This is a genomic window from Microbacterium sp. (assembly GCF_047607465.1).
GTDB lineage: Bacteria > Actinomycetota > Actinomycetes > Actinomycetales > Microbacteriaceae > Microbacterium.
In genome coordinates, this window is record NZ_JASGCY010000051.1 from 1 (window position 1) to 15902 (window position 15902).

Here is a 15902-nt window from a genome sequence, read left to right on the forward strand (position 1 = left end):
CCATCGTGGTTTGTGTCCTTCGTGAGTAGCTTTGATCGGTTCTCACTGACCATCCCACGATGGCTCCTCACATCGACAATCCGACGCTCAGAACCCGGGAAACCACACCACCACCCGGGACGCCACCTATCGCGCGCCGAACAAGGAGTACTGGGGTCTGGACTCAAAACTCCCTAACCGGGGGTACTGGGGCTTCGTCGCAAACAGCTGTAACTAAGAAGGTGAGGCCATGCCGTCGCACAGCAAAAAGGCATTCGCGGTCGCAAGCGGGCTCCTGCTTCTCGCACTGAACGTCGCTGTCGTCGCATTCTTTGTCCTCTGGCAGATCGCAGACACCGCTGCGCTCAATCGAATGGAGGCGAACTCGGACCTATCGTCAACGGAGTTGCTCCCCCACGCGAATCTCATGTGGGTCGCTGCTCACGCGGCGGTGTTGCTTCTGGTCGCTCTCGACGCGGTAGCCGTGTTATTCGCATCGCTGACGACGCGGAAGCCGAAGGCGCTCGATGCAGCCGACGCCTGTGATCAAGCAACCTCGTTGCGCAGCTACAACCCCGAGCAAACCCCTCCGACAGCTTCGTCGACGTAGAACTCTCTGCCCTCGTGATCCGTGATCGTGAGGTGCGTTTCAACCGAGCCCCTGACGTATCGCAACATCGGGCGGGCTTGCGGGTCGCTCGTCGCCATCCGAAAGGCGGTGGTCAGTGCGCCGTGGCGACCTGCGTGCTCGCACACACCCTACTCACACCGCGCGCCAGCGCGCCCACCAGCTCCTGCGCGGTCGCAAGATCGGTCGTCTCGTAGCCGCCGACGCCGTCGGATGCCGACCCCATGCGCACGCCGCCGGTCTGGGTCACCGTGCGCTTGGCCGAGAAGTGCAGCGCGTCGACGCCGGTGTCGGCGAGGAGGCGGGCGGATGCCGCGGTGACCCCGCTTCCGGCCATGATCTCGATGGCGCCCTCGGCCGCGGCGACGAGTTCGCGCAGGGTGTCGATCCCGTCGATCGCCTCCGACGCACCGCCTGAGGTGAGCACCCGCCGCAGCCCCAGCGCACGTGCAGCGCGGAGGGTCGCGATCGGGTCGGCGGTGACGTCGATCGCGCGGTGCAGGGTGACCGATGCCGAGCCGGCAGCGTCACGGAGGCGCGCCATCGCTTCGAGGTCGAGAGCGCCGGCGGCGTCGAGCGCCCCAATCACGACGCCGTCGGCTCCCGCCGCCACGGCTCTGCGCACATCGAGCTCGCACACGGCGAGCTCATCGGCGTCGTAGTGGAATCCGCCGGCGCGCGGACGCACGAGCACGTGCACCTCGACGCCGACAGAGGCGGCCTCGGCGATCGCGAGTTCGAGCGTGGCCGGCGACGGGGTGAGCCCGCCGAGGGCGAGCGCCTGGGCGAGTTCGACGCGATCGGCGCCGACCGCTCCTGCGACACGGACTCCGGCCTGGTCCTGCACGGCGAGTTCGAGGGCGATGTTTTGCGGCATTCCCCCATTGTCGCGTGCGTTCGCTACTGCCTGGTGAGTGTGACGACGACTCCGGTGTCGCCACTGAGCACCGCTGTGTCTTCATCGGGGAAAGTCACGACGTACGTCCGTTCGTTCGGCGGCTGCCGGACGATCAGCAGATAGCTGCCATCGTCTCTCTTCTCGCCCAGCTGGCAGGTCATTCCACCGCCGATGTCGAGCGGCTCGTCACCGTTGTAGTACATGCCACTGCAGCGCCCGTCCGACTCCACCGTCTTCAGCCCCGTGTTGTCGTCCCCCTGCCACACGCCGACCAGTGACGGGCTAGATCCGCACCCCACGAGCACGACTGTGGCGAGGAGAACGGTGAGGACGGCCGCGCCTGCGCGGACACGACACGCCGTCACCAGGTGTCCGCCGTCCAGTCGGCAGCCTCGTCCAGCGACCGATCCTCATTGCTCGCGTCTGCGCAGAACCTCTCGACGGCTGCGGAGACTCCCACGATGTTGCCCTGATCTGTCCATTCCAGGTCGTGCTTCCTCAGCAGATCCAAGTTGAGCTGACCCCGTTCGGTCAGGGGTGTGGCGAGGTACTCGGCGCAGGTGGGTGACGGGTCGGACCCGCATCCCGCGAGCACCAGGGTCAGGCACAGGGCGACGATCACTGAGGCCGCCGTGTTCTTGCGGGGTCGATGTGTCATGGTTCTTCTCTCTCGTTCGATCACGGTGCAGGACCAGTCGTGACTAGAGCATCTCGAACAGCAAAGGCAGCAGGCCGAACGGGGACTTCATCAAGACCCAGAAGATGACCGCCATCACCAGGATGCAGATGGGGACGAACTTCGACCTCTCCGTCACGACCGCGCGCCAGATGAGCAGGCCGCCGACGATGATGCCGCCAACAGGGCACACCAGGGCGAAAAGGATGCCGAGATAGAGACCCGCGGTGTACAGCCAGCCCATCAGCTCATCGAGGATTCCCCCTCCGATATCCGCCACGGCGTCCCTGGCCATAGAGCGCGCGCTGAGCAGGTTCTCGGGCGCATCCTCGGGCGCATCACCAGTGCTGCGCTGGTTCTCGGTCATTGTTCAGTCCCCTTGTCTGCGTCGATCGCCGCCTGTTTGCGGAATCGGTCGCCGACCCAGAGGCCTCCGAGACCGACGACCGCCAGGATCATGAATGGAAGGAATTCGTCTGGGTAGTACCCAATGATCGAGAGCTTGATCATTGCGATCGCGACGCAAATGCCGCCCGCGACGATCAGCGCCCATCCGATGCTCTGCTTGGACATGATCCTCCTATGTGTTCGCTTCGTGGGTGTTTCGATGCCTACGTTGACAGCCTCCGGCCGCGCGCATCCGCCAATCGACGATGTCCGAACAAACCCGAACACGCACGGGTTCCCCTGCGTATTCGAAACCGTTCGGAACCCGGTTCCGCGCGATGTCCGCACCGAATCGCTCCCCTACGCTGGAGGCTCCCCCTCGCCCCGAGATGATAGAGCGATCATGCCGAACACGGTTTCGAACAGCGATCCGAACAGGCGCGCACCCACCGCCCGGGTGAGTGATCACGACCTGCACGGCATCTCCGCGCGACGGCAGATCTTCGAACAGGCCGTGGCGAAGGGCCGCCTGGCCGTGGCCGGAGAGCTCAACGCCGCGAGGCAGCGCAAGGGCCTCACGTACCGCGCGCTCGAGGCCGTCTCCGGAGTGCGCGTCGCGACCCTCCAGGGGTGGTTGACCGGAAAGTACGTCCCTCAGGTCGGCATGCGCGGGGAGTTCGCCCGGCTCGCCGATGTGCTCGATATCGCCGATCCACCCCACTCCACAGGAGGTGTGAGTGCTGATGACTGGTGGATCGCACTCCGCGACACCGTACGCAGAGGCACCGGGATAGGACGCGATGACCCGCCCTACCCCGGTATGCGCCCCTTCGATCTGACCACCGCCCGGAACTTCCATGGCCGCGGAGCGCAGATCGAGAGCCTTCGTGATCGAATCAAGCAGAGGCTGGACGGCGATGCCCGACCTCTGCTCCTCGTGACAGGGCGCAGCGGGATCGGCAAGTCCTCTCTGATAGCGGCAGCAGCCAGAGCTTTCACAGCCGACTTCGCAGTGCACATCGTCACACCGTCACCAGATGCCGTCCAGTCTCTCGCCGCTCTCCTCGATGCTGCGGAGTCCGACCAGCATGATTCCGGCAAGCGTCCTGGAGTCGTGATCCTCGACCAGGCCGAGACTCTCTGGACAGCACCGGACAGCACCACGAGCCAGCGGATCCTGGACCTCGTCACCGCGGTCCAGCACGAACGCACGGGAGTCGCTCTGGTTCTCGTGCTCCGAGCCGACGCCATCGCCCCCGCCGCCGACCTTCCGATGCTCCGGGACGCACTGGAGCACTCGCACGTGGTGGTGGGTCCCATTACCAGGGAAGATGTGCACGAGATCGTGCATGCTCCTGCCGCACTGCAGGGCATAGTGCTGGACGAAGAATTGGTGAATGTCATCCTGAAAGACGCCGGGGTGGAAGCATCCGCTTCGGACCGCGCTGCATCGGAAGCACTGGCCGGCGCGCTCCCCGTGCTGAGTCAGACCATGCGCACCATCTGGGAACGACGCGCCGAAGACGACCGCATCACGATCGCCGACTACCACCGCGCCGGGGGCTTGGCCGCCTCGATCGAGTTCGCCGCCGAATCCGCATACGCTCGCCTGAGCGCCGAGGCACAGGAGGCATGCTGGCCGGTGCTGCGCGAGATGATCCGACTTGATGCTCCGGTTCCCGGCCGCCGCACGATCCTTGTCGACCAGATCGACGACCCTGCATCGCTCGAAGTGATCGCGTGTCTTCGCGACGCCCACCTGCTCATGAGCGACGGCATCGGGATCACTCTCGGACATGACCTGCTGATGACGACCTGGCCTCGCCTGTCGGCCTGGCTCGAAGCCACCAGGGATTGGGACGCAGCACGACGGATGCTGGCCAGATACGCAGCGCTCTGGGACGATGCCGGACGGCCGGACGATCTGCTCGCCCCAAGCAGCGCCCTCGGCTTCCTGGAGCACGCGGAACAGGAGCCCGGCAAGCACCCGGCGTCGGATCGGTACGGCGAGATCGCGCTGTCGCGCGTCGAACGCGCGTTCCTCGACGCCACCGCCGAGGCGCAAGCCGCGCGCGTTCGCGAGGCCGAGACCGAGAACGTCAGGCTCAAGAGATCTGCGCGAAGATTCCGCAGCGCAGCGATCGCGGCCTCCATGCTCGCCATCTGCTCGCTGATCCTCGGCGGTGTCGTCAGCACCACCGCGTTGCGGCTGGACGAAGCGCGCGCCACCGCCCTCGGTGGCGAGATCGCATCCCGCGCTCAAGTCGTCGACGCGACAATGCCCGGGCAGGCCGCACAACTCGCCGTCGCCGCGTACGGCATTCACGACGACTCATCGACCCGCTCGACACTGCTCTCCTTCACCGCCGCACCGCAGCCGATCCGGCTGCTTCGACCGGCTGGCCCTGGCACCCTTGCCGCCGGTGATGGGTTGCTCGTCGAGGGCGGTTCCGAGAGTCTGATCCGTCTGATCGACCCCGCGACGGGCTTGGTCCGGCACCAGATCGAGACCCCCGCGACTCACACCTATGCACTCGACCTGGCGGAGGCCGACGGTCGCATCCTGCTCGCCGCATCGGGCGAGGACGTGTCGGGGGATCCCGCGCAGAGCTGCGTCTGGGATGTCACCGCGTCACCGGAAATCGCCGGATGCCTCACGATCCCATCGAAATCCGACGCCATCGCGCTCCTGCCCGACGGCTCAGGAGCGCTGTTCGGCGGTGCGGATGGCACGATACAGCGGTTGGCTCTGGACGGCGCCGATGCGCGCGTGCTGACCGCGATCCCAGGTCCGCGCACGAGTCCCGACGCTGATCCTGCCGCCGTCATCGGACTCGCCGCTGTCGGCGGCGTCGTTCTGGCACTCGGCCAGGACGGCGCCCTTGCGCGCCTCACGGATCCACTGGGAGAGGCGAGGTGGTCTCCGGTGCTGACACTCCCCCGCGCCCAGTCGCTGGAGCTCTCGGACGACGGCTCTCGCTTCGCGGTCTCGACCTCGCAGAACTTCACCGTCGAACTCGGACGCATCGACCCCGACGCCGGCAGTGCCCCCATCTGGGAGGCATCCGCATCGGGCTTCGAGTCATGGGTGAACGACGCGGTCTTCTATCCCGACGGCACAATCGCGGCCGTCAGCTCCGACCAGACCCTGCGGTTCTTCAGCGCGAGCGGAATCCTCACCCGAACGCGGGTGCTGCCTTCCCTTCCGACCTCCGTGACTCTCGCGGGTACGACACTCGCGACCTACACCACAGACGGCACCACCACGCTGTGGCCGGACGGATCCTTCCCTCACCAGACCACGGCGGGTCGTGTGTTCGAACTCGCCACCGACCAGGGCGGTGACCTCGTCGCCTGGGTCGGCTCCGGCGACGGACTCCTGAGAGTCGAGCGGGTCGATGCAGACGGCGTCAGGACAGCCCTCACGGTGCCCGAGACGGACATTATGACCCGGTACGGTGTCGCCGTATCGCCGGACGGCCGCTTCGTCGCCAGCGCCGGGTATGGGCGCTTGCAGATATGGCGAGCAGAGGCAGAAACACTCAGCGCCCCCACCGTCATCGACACTCTGCCGGATGCGCTCATCACCGAGGTCAAGTTCTCGGAGAGCGGCAATCGCCTCGCGGTGGGCGATCAAGGGTCCGATACGGTCATGATCTACGACGTGGAAGAGCGCAGCTCGGGCGGCGGCGCTGGAGTCGTGCTGACCCCGCGCACCGAGATCCCTGTCCTCAGCGGAGGAACAATGCGCTTCATCGACGACGATCTGTTCGCGGTGCACGATGGATCATGGCGACTGCAGATCTGGGATCTCGACGGCGACAAGCACGTCGCGACCGTCGACCTCGACGGGCAGTACCCGACGTACATCACCACGCGCCCCGGTCATCCAGGTCAGCTCGGGTTCGCCACAGAGAGCAGGCAGGTTGGGATCCTGGACCTCAGCGATCCAGAGAACCCTCAGGTGATCTCCCGCGTGACCGAGCTCACCGACACGCCCCGGACGATAGCGTTCTCGTCCGATGGAAGCCGCATGGCGATCGCGGCCGTCAGCCATGTGGACGTCCGCGACATCGACGAGAGCGGTACCCGGATCAGTGGATCGCAGCTGCGCCTTACAGGACCCCTGCGAACGGAGATCGCGGCCGTGGCGTTCCTGCTCGACGACGATTCCCGGATCGTGGCGTCCACCTACAGCGGCCTGCTGTGGTGGTGGGATGCCGATCCAGCACGCGCGGTCGCCAAGATCTGCGCGAACGTCGGCGAGGCCCTCACGCTCGACGAGGCCCAAGCGCTCGCCCCGTCGCTGCCCGATGATGCGAGGCTCTGCAGCAGGTAGTGCTTCCATGGCGCCTCGCACCGGCATCCGCCCTTCCCCTCCGCGCCAAAATTACTTAGACTGTCTAAGTAATGCCTGCGACAGACAAACTTCTCCACGACACCTCCGCCGAACTGCGCATGGCGACCTTCCGCCTCGCCCGGCGCCTGCGCTGCGTGCGCATCACCGATGCGCTGAGCGATGGGCAGTTCGCGGTCCTGATGACCCTGCGCCTGCACGGCCGCCGCACGATCACCGCGCTCGCCGACCGCGAGCGCGTCACCGCGCCGTCGATGACAAGCCTGATCAACGGCCTCGAGGAGCAGGGCCTGGTCACCCGCACCCCCGACGCGACGGACCGTCGCCGCGTGCAGGTGGACATCACGGATGCCGGCGGCGACATCGTCGAGCGCACGATCGCGCGCCGCGACGACGAGCTGTCCACGGCCATGCGGGAACTCGAGCTCACCGACGCCGAGGTGCAGACCCTCCGCGACGCCGCAGCCCTCATGCGCAAGCTGGCCGAACGATGAGCGCCATGTTCCGCTCGTTCACGAACGTCAACTACCGCATCTGGTTCGCCGGCGCCCTGGTTTCGAACATCGGCGGCTGGATGCAGGCGACCGCCCAGGACTGGGTGGTGCTCACCGAGCTGACGAACAACGACGCCACCGCCATGGGCGCCACGATGGCTCTGCAGTTCGCCCCTCCCCTGGTGCTGGTGAGCATGACCGGCTGGGTCGCTGACCGCTTCGACCGGCGCCGCATCCTCTTCACCACGCAGAGCGCGCTGCTGCTCCTCGCCGTCGCCGTGGGCGTGCTGCTGCTGACCGACGTGATGACCCTGCCGATGATGCTCTGCTTCGCCGCCGCCTTCGGTGTCGTGACCGCCTTCGACGCCCCGGCCAGGCAGACGTTCGTCTCCGATATGGTTTCCAACGGCGACACCTCGAACGCCGTCGCCCTGAACTCGGCGTCCTTCAACCTGGCACGCATGATCGGCCCCGCCGTCGGCGGCCTCCTCATCGTGGCGATCGGCTCGGGGTGGGTGTTCATCGTGAACGCCGCGACCTTCCTCGCGATGATCATCGCCCTGCAGCTCATGCGGCGGGCCCAGCTCGCACCGCAGCTGAAGAACCGCAGCCGAGGCGGGCACGCCGCCGGATTCCGCTACGTGTGGGGACGCAGCGACCTGCGCGTCGTGTTCGTGACGGTGTTCCTCATCGGCGCCTTCGGCATGAACTTCCCGATCTTCGCCTCGACCATGGCGATCGAGTTCGGCGCCGATGCCGATGGCTACGGCCTGCTCAGCTCGATCCTCGCGATCGGCTCGCTCGCAGGCGCCCTGCTCGCCGCGCGCCGCGACCGCGCTCGCGTGCGGGTCGTCGTGCTCGCCGCCGGAGGCTTCGGGGCGTGCGCGTTCATCTCGGCATCCATGCCCACCTACGCCGCCTACGCCGTCACCCTGATGTTCACCGGCTTCGCGATCGTGACGCTGCTCACCACCGCCAACGGATACGTGCAGACGACCACAGACCCCGCGCTGCGCGGACGGGTGCTCGCCCTGTACATGGCCGTCATCATGGGCTCGACGCCGGTCGGTGCGCCGATCGCGGGCTGGGTGGCGGATGCCTTCGGTCCGCGCGCCGCGATCATGCTGGGCGGCGCGGCTGGCCTCATCGCCTGTGCGATCGGGGTGACGTGGATGCTCACGAGCGGCCGGCTGCGCCGCGACGAGAACCACCGCTTCCTGATGACGATCGACGAGACGCGTCCGATCGACATCGTGGACCCGGTCGAGTTCAGCGACGAGGCCGCAGCGACCACGCCGATCCGGTCGCCGAAGAAGGTCTGATCCGGGCTGTCAGGACCAGACAGCCCTCCGCCTCGGCTCTCTGCATCATGGGTGATGCAGGTATGATGCAGTACATGAGGACGACTGTCGACCTCCCGCCTGCCGTGCACCGCCGAGCCTCGGAGATCGCGGCAGAGCAGCACCGTTCGCTCTCCTCGGTGATCGCCGAGCTCACCGTCCGAGGGCTGTCGACGCTGGGCGCGCCCACGAGCATCGTCATCGACTCGCGCAGCGGCTTCCCCGTCCTCGCACTCGGTCGCCCGATCACATCCGCCGACGTGGCCGCAGCGCTGGACGACGAATGACCGCCACCCACCTGATCGACGCGAACGTGCTGATCGCACTCGTCATCGAGGAGCACGAGTTCCACCAGCGCGCGCAGGCGTGGGTCGCGTCGCACCCCGACATCGCACTCTGCCCGATGGTGGAGGGAGCGCTGGTGCGATTCCTCGTCCGCACCGGAGAGACGGCGGCCACGGCCACCCGCATTCTCGACGCGCTGCGAGATCGCTGCGAGTTCTGGGCCGACGACGTCTCGTACGCCGACATCGAGCTGCGCGGCGTCATCGGGCACCGTCAGGTCACCGACGCCTACCTCGCCGCCCTGGCCCGCCGTCGCTCGGCGAGACTGGCGACCTTCGATCGCGGTCTCGCCCTCGCACATCAGGATGCCGTGACGCTGATCGACTGAGCCGTTCTCAGCCCAGAAGAGAGGGCTACCATGACGCCCATGACCATCGAGGCGCCCGGCTTCCTGCCCTATGGGCGGGAGCTGACGCGCGCCGACCTGGAAGCCGCTCCCGATGACGGGCACCGCTACGAGCTCATCGACGGGGTGCTCATCGTGACCCCGGCACCGCGTTTCCGACACCAGCACATCGCGGCCGGCCTCGTCACAGCGTTGCATGCGGCGCTTCCGAAGGAGCTCGTCCTGCTGTTCGCACCGTTCGATGTCGTGCTCGCCGAGAACACCGTGCTGCAGCCCGATCTTCTCGTCGCACCGCGCGACGCCTTCACCGACGCCGACCTGCCGACCGCGCCGCTGCTGGCCATCGAGGTGCTCTCGCCCTCGACGCGAGGCATCGACCTGCTGCTGAAGAAGGACCGTCTTGAGCGCGCCGGGGGCCCCCACTACTGGTTCGTCGACCCCGACGGCCCGACGATCGTCGCCTGGGACCTCGTAGACGGCGCCTACCGGGAGACCGCGCGCGCCACCGGCGACCAGCAGTTCGCCGTGACCGCGCCGTTCCCGGTGGTCTTCACCCCGGCATCCCTCCCCGTCTGAGAAGCCGGGACCGGGCTCAGCCCTCGAGCACCAGCCGCAGCTGCGCCACGGCCCAGTCGAGCTCGGTCGCGCGGATGACCAGAGGAGGCGCGATGCGGATGGTCTGTCCGTGCGTGTCCTTGACGAGAACGCCGCGTTCGAGCAGCCTCTCGGCGATCTCTCGTCCGGTGCCGCGCGCGGGATCGATGTCGACGCCCGCCCAGAGCCCCGCGATGCGCACGGCCGTGACGCCGTGGCCGACGAGCGGCTCCAGCGCCTGGGCGAGGTGCGCACCCAGAGCGCGGGCGCGCTCCTGGAACTCGCCGGACTCGAGCATCTCGACCACGCGCAGCCCGACGGCCGCGGCCAGCGGGCTGCCCCCGAAGGTCGAGCCGTGCTCGCCGGGACGGATGACCCCCAGCACGTCGCTGTCGCCGACGACGGCGGACACGGGCAGGATGCCGCCGCCGAGCGCCTTGCCCAGCAGATAGAGGTCGGGGACGACGCCCTCGCGGTCGCACGCGAACGTCTCACCGACCCGGCCGAGGCCGGACTGGATCTCGTCGGCGATGAAGAGCGCGTTCCTCTCGTCGCAGATCTCGCGGATGCGGCGCAGATACCCCTCGGGCGGGATGATGACCCCGGCCTCGCCCTGGATGGGCTCGACGAGCACGGCGACGGTGTCATCCGTGATCGCCGCGGCGACGGCATCCGCATCTCCGAAGGGCACCACGTCGAAACCGGGCGTGTACGGCCCGAAGCCGTCGCGCGCCTGCTCGTCGTCGCTGAAGCTCACGATCGTGGTCGTGCGTCCGTGGAAGTTGCCGGCGGCGACGACGATGCGGGCGGCCCCCGCGGCGACGCCCTTGACCCGGTAGCCCCACGCGCGGGCGACCTTGATGCCGGTCTCGACGGCCTCGGCGCCGGTGTTCATCGGCAGCACGAGGTCTTTGCCGCACAGCGTCGCGAGCGCGGCGGCGAACGGCTCGAGCCGGTCGTTGTCGAAGGCGCGGCTGGTGAGCGTGACGCGACCGAGCTGCTCGGTGAGCGCCGCGACGATCGCCGGATGCCGGTGTCCGAAGTTCACGGCCGAGTAGGCCGCGAGGAGGTCGAGGTAGCGCTTGCCCTCGATGTCGGTGACCCAGGCGCCCTCGCCGCGCGCGATGGTCACCGGCAGCGGGTGGTAGTTGTGCGCGAGATGGGACGTCACTTCGCACCCCGCAGCTCGAGCGTGCAGCACTTGATGCCGCCGCCGCCGAGCAGCAGCTCGGACAGGTCGATGAGGATCGGGTTGTAGCCGCGCTCGCGCAGCTGCTGCTCGAAACCCTTCGCCCGCGGCGAGATGACGACGTTGTACCCGTCGCTGGCAGAGTTCAGTCCGAACACCGCGCCGTCGTCGTCGGAGACGAGGATCGCGTCGGGGAAGCGCTCGGCGAGCACCTTCTGCGAGGCCTCGTCGAAGGCGTGCGGCAGGTAGGCGATGTTCGCCCGCTCGCCCTCGCCGACCACGGGGTCGAGCACGGCGAGCGCCGTGTCGAGGTGGTAGAAGCGCGGATCGACGAGGTTCAGCGAGACGACCTCGCGGCCGAAGACCTCGCCCACCTCACGGTGGCTGTCACCGGTCGAGCGGAACCCGGTGCCGGCGAGGATCACATCTCCCGCCAGCAGGAAGTCGCCCTCGCCCTCGTTGACCTCTTCGGGGATCACGGTGTCGAAGCCGGCGGCGCGGAACCAGTCGGCGAACGCGGGCGCCTCGCCGGCGCGCTCCTCGAAGCGGAACTTCGGCGCGTAGGCGCGGCCGTCGATGACGAAGCCGCCGTTGGCCGTGTAGACCATGTCGGGGTAGTCGGGGAGCGGGTCGATGAGCTCGACCTCGTGGCCCAGTTCGAGGTACAGGTCGTGCAGCTTCTGCCACTGCGCGAGGGCCTTGGCGGTGTCGGTGGGGTTCGCCGGCTCCATCCACGGGTTGATCGAGTAGTTCACGGTGAAGTGCACCGGTCGGCACATCAGATAGCGGCGGCGGTGGGCCGTGCGTGTGGCGGTCTGGGACGTCGACATGGTGCTCCCCTACGAAAACAGGTGCGGCGGACGCTGTCCACAGGCCCGGCGGTCCTTCGACTCGGCATCCATGAGCGGATGCCGAGGAAGATGCGACTCGGGCACGCCAGCATCCATTGTGTCATCCGTCTCTGGGAACCCGTCGGATTCCGTTCAGCTCGGCAGCGCCTCTTGTTGTTCCGGTCCCGATCTGTGCCGTTGAACTCGCGATCAAGCGGCTCAGATCGCGACCGGAGGACCGAAGCGACCGGCGACCCGCACGACGAGCTTGCCGACGACGTGACCCGCCTCGATCCGGGCGAGCGCGTCGCCGGCGTCTGCGAAGGCGTACTCCTCGGCGATGACGGGCGCGAAGCGCCCCTCGGCGAGCAGCTCGAGCATCCGGGTCAGGACCTCGGGACGGTTCTTCGCGGCGAGGGTGCGGATGCCGGGGCCCCGACCGATCGACAGGAGCCCCGCCTTCAGCATCCGCGGGACCGGGCCGAGCACGGAGCCGCCGTCTCCGGTGACGAGCACGACCGCGCCCTCTGGCCGCACCAGGCGCGTGAGGGCGCGCAGCTCGATGCCTCCGGCGACGTCGATGACGGCGTCGAAATGCCCCGCCGGGAGTGCGGACAGCGGCTCGCGGCGGTGGTCGATCGTGCGCACCGCCCCCAGCGACTGCACCAGCGCGGCGTTGGCGGCGGAGCAGCTGGCCCACACCTCGGCGCCGCGGAGCGCGGCGAACTGCACGGCGAACGTGCCGACGCCCCCGGACGCGCCGATCACCAGGATCCGTCCGGGGTCGCGCTCGACGCCGACGCCGGCGAGGTCGAGGGCCTGCCAGGCGGTGCCGCCGGCGACCGGGAGGGTCACGGCGTCGCGCTCGGAGACCCTCGGCGGCACCGGCTGCACGCGCGATGCGTGCACCGCGGCGTACTCGGCGAGACCCCCGCCGCCCTGCAGCTCGCCGACGACGACGTCGCCGACCTCGACTCCGATCGCGCGGGGGTCGACCGCGACGACCTCGCCGACGGCATCCATCCCCCTGATCGGCAATCGCGGCCGGCGCAGGCCGAACGCGGTCCTCACCAGGAGCGGGTCGCCGAGCATCAGCCGGACGTCTCCCGCGTTGAGCGCGGTGGCCCTCATGCGCAGCAGCACCTCGCCGTGACGCAGCGACGGCATCGGCGTCTCGACGAGCGCAGCACCCGACGCCGGCCCGTACTCCTCATTGCGCCATGCGCGCATCCGCTCACTCATCGCCCGCCTCCGGGTACTGGAACACCGCGTCGAGCCCGACCCCGAACGCCCGGGCGATCTGGAACGCCAGCTCCAGGGTCGGCGAGTACTTCTGCTGCTCGATCGCGATCAGGGTCTGCCTGGTCACTCCGATCGTGCGGGCGAGCTCGGCCTGCGTGAGACCCGCGGCCTCGCGATGAGAGCGGATGCTGTTCGACACGAGCGTCGGCTTGACCATCACACGAGCCCCCGGCGGTATGCGATCACGCGGGCGATGCCGCCGACGACCGAGGAGACGGCGAAGCCGAGGAACATCGTGTTCGCGATCCAGAACACGTCGGCGCCGACCGCGCACAGCGCGATGACCGCGAGCCCCGCGATGACGACGAACGCCTGCTCGACGCGCCCGCCCAGGCGGCTGATATCGCGGTCGCGGATGTCGGATGCCGAGGCGGCGTCGCGGTCGCGGATGCCGACGGCGATGCCCCAGACGATGGTGACGACGATCGTCGCCGCGATGGCGGAGCCGATCGTCCACAGCATGAGCGGGAACCAGTCGACATCCGTCAGCGGCCCGCCTCCCGCCTGCTGCAGGACGAGCACGATGTACACCGTGATCGTGATGACGCCGATGACGAGCCCCGCCCAGGCGTTGCGCTCTTCGTAGACCATGACAGCTCCCATGTAAAAGATTCTTGACACTCACGGTACGCGTCCGGCATCTGTAGTGTCAAGAATCTTTTACATGATCGTCAGATGACGGGGAGCGACCACTGATCGAGGACACCACGGCGATGGGCCGTGATCGAGATCGACTGCTCCCGCACGAAAGTCAGCAGCTCGATCCGCGCGGCCGGCGTCACCTCGGCGCTGCGGATATCGAGATCGAGGGCGCCGTCGACGGCGCGGATCAGGAGCGCACCGCGCTCGGCCGCAGCGCTCGCGGCACCGACCAGCCTCACCCTGGTTCCCCTCGACGGGCTCGGAGAGCCGGTGAGCGGGGGATCGTCGGTCGGGGAGTCCGCGCTCACGGCGTGCTGAGCGTGCCGATGCGCAGCCCAGCGCTCGAGCCACTCCGCGTCGCTCTCGAGCCGCACGTCGACGCGCAGCTCGGCCAGGGTGCGCCGAACGGCGGCAGGGAGCCCCTCGGCGACCGACAGGAGCAGCTCGGCGCCCGCGCGCACGGCGGCGATCACGACGCGCAGCAGGTCGCGCAGGGTCGCACCGGCGATGACGCGCACCTCGACGGGAACGGGACGGTACCGGAGCAGGTTCCGCTCGACGCCGAGCCCTGACACGTCGCGCACCTGGCCGAACTCGCGGTCCCACGCCAGGGCATCCGACAGCGCGGCGCGGCGCAACCACTCGAAGGCGGCGTAGTCGAGCGACGGCTGCGCCGCCTCGATGAGCGCGGCGATGCGCGTATCGAGCCCGCGCAGGTGCAGGGTGCTCGACAGTGCCGCCGACGGCCGCGCCTGCCACCGCCCCATCGCGATCAGGCGGTTCGGTCCGCCGCTCTTCGCTCCGGCTCCCCACGAGGAGCCACGGCCGCCGACCGGTTGACGCTGCACGACGGCGCCCGTGGTCGCGCGGTTCACCCAGAGCGTCTCCGCCTCGACCCCGTCGAGCCAGCGCTCCAGCTCGCCGGCGTCGCGCGAGTGGAGACCGGCGACGCCCCCCGTGCCGCGCGCGTTCTGGACCTCGATGGCCTTCTCCAGCGTGTCGACGGCCATGACATCCAGGACGGGGACGCCCGTGGCGCGCTCAGGAGCATCGGCGCGGACGCCGACGCGGACGCCGGGGCTCCACAGCCGCCCGTCGGGATCCCCCGGCGCACGCCGGGGACGCACGAGCCACTTCTCGTCGACGTCGAGGGCGGTCATCGCCTCGACCTGCGCCGCGCTCGGCGGCGCCATGAGCGGGCCGATCCGCGTGCGCGGGTCGCCCGGCACGCCGACGCGCAACGCGCGCACGGCGTCGGCGAGCTGCCCGGCGAACCTCTTCGACCGGCCGGCGGCGCCCACGAGGATCACGAGCGAGATGGCCGCGCGGGCCTGGCCCGACCGCGCGAACGCGCTGTCGACGATATCGGCGACGGCCTGGTCGACGTCGGCCGAGGCGGTCACGACGAACGCATTGCACCCCGGCCCCTCCGCCGGCCCCGGGCCGCGATCGGCGCCGGCGAGGAGAGCATGGTCGGCCGTCCGATCGACGACGAGCACGTCGCGCGGGACGCCCGCGTGCCAGAGCACCTCGGCGAGGAGCCGAGCCGTGCGCAGGGCGCGCGGGTCCGGATGCAGCGCGACCGCCGAACCCGCGGCGAGCGCGGCGAGCACGTCGTCAGCGGGCCCCGCGAAGGGCTCCTGCGCCCCCGCGGCGATGGCCGTGAGCGCCACGGGGCGGAACGAGGCGCCGTCGACGGCTTCGAGGTGCGGCGCCGTCGCCGCGTAGTAGCGGGCGAGATCGACGGCCCGGCCGACCTCCTCGTCGGCGTCGGCGAAGAGGATGCCGGTCTCGACGGCCGCGGTGGCGATGATGTCGCCGCGGCGGCTCTCCAGGGTCGCCGCGGCGCGCAGCAGGATCTCGGCGCGCGCGGCGGCCGGACGCGCACCCCATCG

General features: G+C 69.0%; 18 protein-coding genes. 7 read left to right on the forward strand and 11 right to left on the reverse strand.

Annotated features, from left to right (window positions below; all coding sequences use genetic code 11):
• Window positions 1-229 precede the first annotated feature (229 nt).
• Window positions 230-589: a hypothetical protein gene (locus QM568_RS06785; protein ID WP_415137123.1), complete on the forward strand. Its 360-nt coding sequence runs from the start codon at window positions 230-232 to the stop codon at window positions 587-589.
• Window positions 590-701: 112 nt separating this feature from the next.
• On the opposite strand, the gene QM568_RS06790 is transcribed toward QM568_RS06785, so the two are convergent.
• The 5 genes from QM568_RS06790 to QM568_RS06810 are packed head-to-tail and all read right to left on the reverse strand — an operon-like array spanning window position 702 to window position 2754.
• The gene (locus tag QM568_RS06790) at window positions 702-1484 is read right to left on the reverse strand and encodes a copper homeostasis protein CutC (RefSeq protein WP_415137125.1); all 783 of its coding nucleotides are present in this window, start codon (window positions 1482-1484) and stop codon (window positions 702-704) included.
• Between the two features lie 23 nt (window positions 1485-1507).
• Entirely contained in the window at window positions 1508-1870 is a 363-nt protein-coding gene (locus tag QM568_RS06795) for a hypothetical protein (RefSeq protein WP_415137127.1), read from the reverse strand.
• Window positions 1867-2163: a hypothetical protein gene (locus QM568_RS06800; RefSeq protein ID WP_415137129.1), complete on the reverse strand. Its 297-nt coding sequence runs from the start codon at window positions 2161-2163 to the stop codon at window positions 1867-1869. Before QM568_RS06800 ends, QM568_RS06795 begins: the two co-directional genes overlap by 4 nt.
• 43 nt (window positions 2164-2206) lie before the next feature.
• A complete protein-coding gene (locus QM568_RS06805) occupies window positions 2207-2548 on the reverse strand; it encodes a hypothetical protein (RefSeq protein ID WP_415137131.1) in 342 nt (113 codons plus the stop codon).
• Window positions 2545-2754 carry a hypothetical protein gene (locus QM568_RS06810; RefSeq protein WP_415137133.1) on the reverse strand — a complete coding sequence of 70 codons (210 nt, stop codon included), beginning with the start codon at window positions 2752-2754 and terminating at the stop codon, window positions 2545-2547. Before QM568_RS06810 ends, QM568_RS06805 begins: the two co-directional genes overlap by 4 nt.
• Window positions 2755-3025: 271 nt before the next feature.
• On the opposite strand from QM568_RS06810, the gene QM568_RS06815 reads away from it, so the two are divergent.
• From QM568_RS06815 to QM568_RS06840, 6 genes are all read left to right on the forward strand, one after another.
• On the forward strand, window positions 3026-6907 hold the full coding sequence (locus QM568_RS06815; protein WP_415137135.1) for an AAA family ATPase: 3882 nt from the start codon (window positions 3026-3028) through the stop codon (window positions 6905-6907).
• A gap of 71 nt (window positions 6908-6978) precedes the next feature.
• Window positions 6979-7419 carry a MarR family winged helix-turn-helix transcriptional regulator gene (locus QM568_RS06820; protein WP_415137137.1) on the forward strand — a complete coding sequence of 147 codons (441 nt, stop codon included), beginning with the start codon at window positions 6979-6981 and terminating at the stop codon, window positions 7417-7419.
• A gap of 5 nt (window positions 7420-7424) precedes the next feature.
• Window positions 7425-8741 (forward strand): MFS transporter, encoded by a 1317-nt coding sequence (locus tag QM568_RS06825; protein ID WP_415137157.1) that lies wholly within the window; start codon window positions 7425-7427, stop codon window positions 8739-8741.
• A 74-nt stretch (window positions 8742-8815) separates the two neighbouring features.
• Window positions 8816-9046: a hypothetical protein gene (locus QM568_RS06830; protein WP_415137139.1), complete on the forward strand. Its 231-nt coding sequence runs from the start codon at window positions 8816-8818 to the stop codon at window positions 9044-9046.
• Entirely contained in the window at window positions 9043-9432 is a 390-nt protein-coding gene (locus tag QM568_RS06835) for a TA system VapC family ribonuclease toxin (RefSeq protein WP_415137141.1), read from the forward strand. The genes QM568_RS06830 and QM568_RS06835 overlap by 4 nt, the downstream gene beginning before the upstream one ends.
• A gap of 39 nt (window positions 9433-9471) precedes the next feature.
• Window positions 9472-10026, forward strand: a complete 555-nt coding sequence (locus QM568_RS06840) for a Uma2 family endonuclease (RefSeq protein ID WP_415137143.1) — start codon at window positions 9472-9474, stop codon at window positions 10024-10026.
• A 16-nt stretch (window positions 10027-10042) separates the two neighbouring features.
• Here the strand turns inward: QM568_RS06840 and rocD are convergent, their stop codons facing one another.
• The 6 genes from rocD to QM568_RS06870 form a co-directional block, all read right to left on the reverse strand.
• Window positions 10043-11215 (reverse strand): ornithine--oxo-acid transaminase, encoded by a 1173-nt coding sequence (gene rocD / locus QM568_RS06845; protein ID WP_415137145.1) that lies wholly within the window; start codon window positions 11213-11215, stop codon window positions 10043-10045.
• Entirely contained in the window at window positions 11212-12063 is an 852-nt protein-coding gene (ddaH, locus tag QM568_RS06850) for a dimethylargininase (protein ID WP_415137147.1), read from the reverse strand. Before ddaH ends, rocD begins: the two co-directional genes overlap by 4 nt.
• Before the next feature lie 219 nt (window positions 12064-12282).
• Window positions 12283-13305 (reverse strand): NAD(P)-dependent alcohol dehydrogenase, encoded by a 1023-nt coding sequence (locus QM568_RS06855; RefSeq protein ID WP_415137149.1) that lies wholly within the window; start codon window positions 13303-13305, stop codon window positions 12283-12285.
• Entirely contained in the window at window positions 13298-13522 is a 225-nt protein-coding gene (locus QM568_RS06860) for a helix-turn-helix transcriptional regulator (protein ID WP_415137151.1), read from the reverse strand. The genes QM568_RS06855 and QM568_RS06860 overlap by 8 nt, the downstream gene beginning before the upstream one ends.
• Window positions 13522-13968 carry a hypothetical protein gene (locus tag QM568_RS06865; RefSeq protein ID WP_415137153.1) on the reverse strand — a complete coding sequence of 149 codons (447 nt, stop codon included), beginning with the start codon at window positions 13966-13968 and terminating at the stop codon, window positions 13522-13524. Before QM568_RS06865 ends, QM568_RS06860 begins: the two co-directional genes overlap by 1 nt.
• 68 nt (window positions 13969-14036) lie before the next feature.
• Window positions 14037-15902 (reverse strand): aldehyde dehydrogenase family protein (locus tag QM568_RS06870; protein ID WP_415137155.1); only part of this gene is annotated, 1866 nt, incomplete at its 5' end.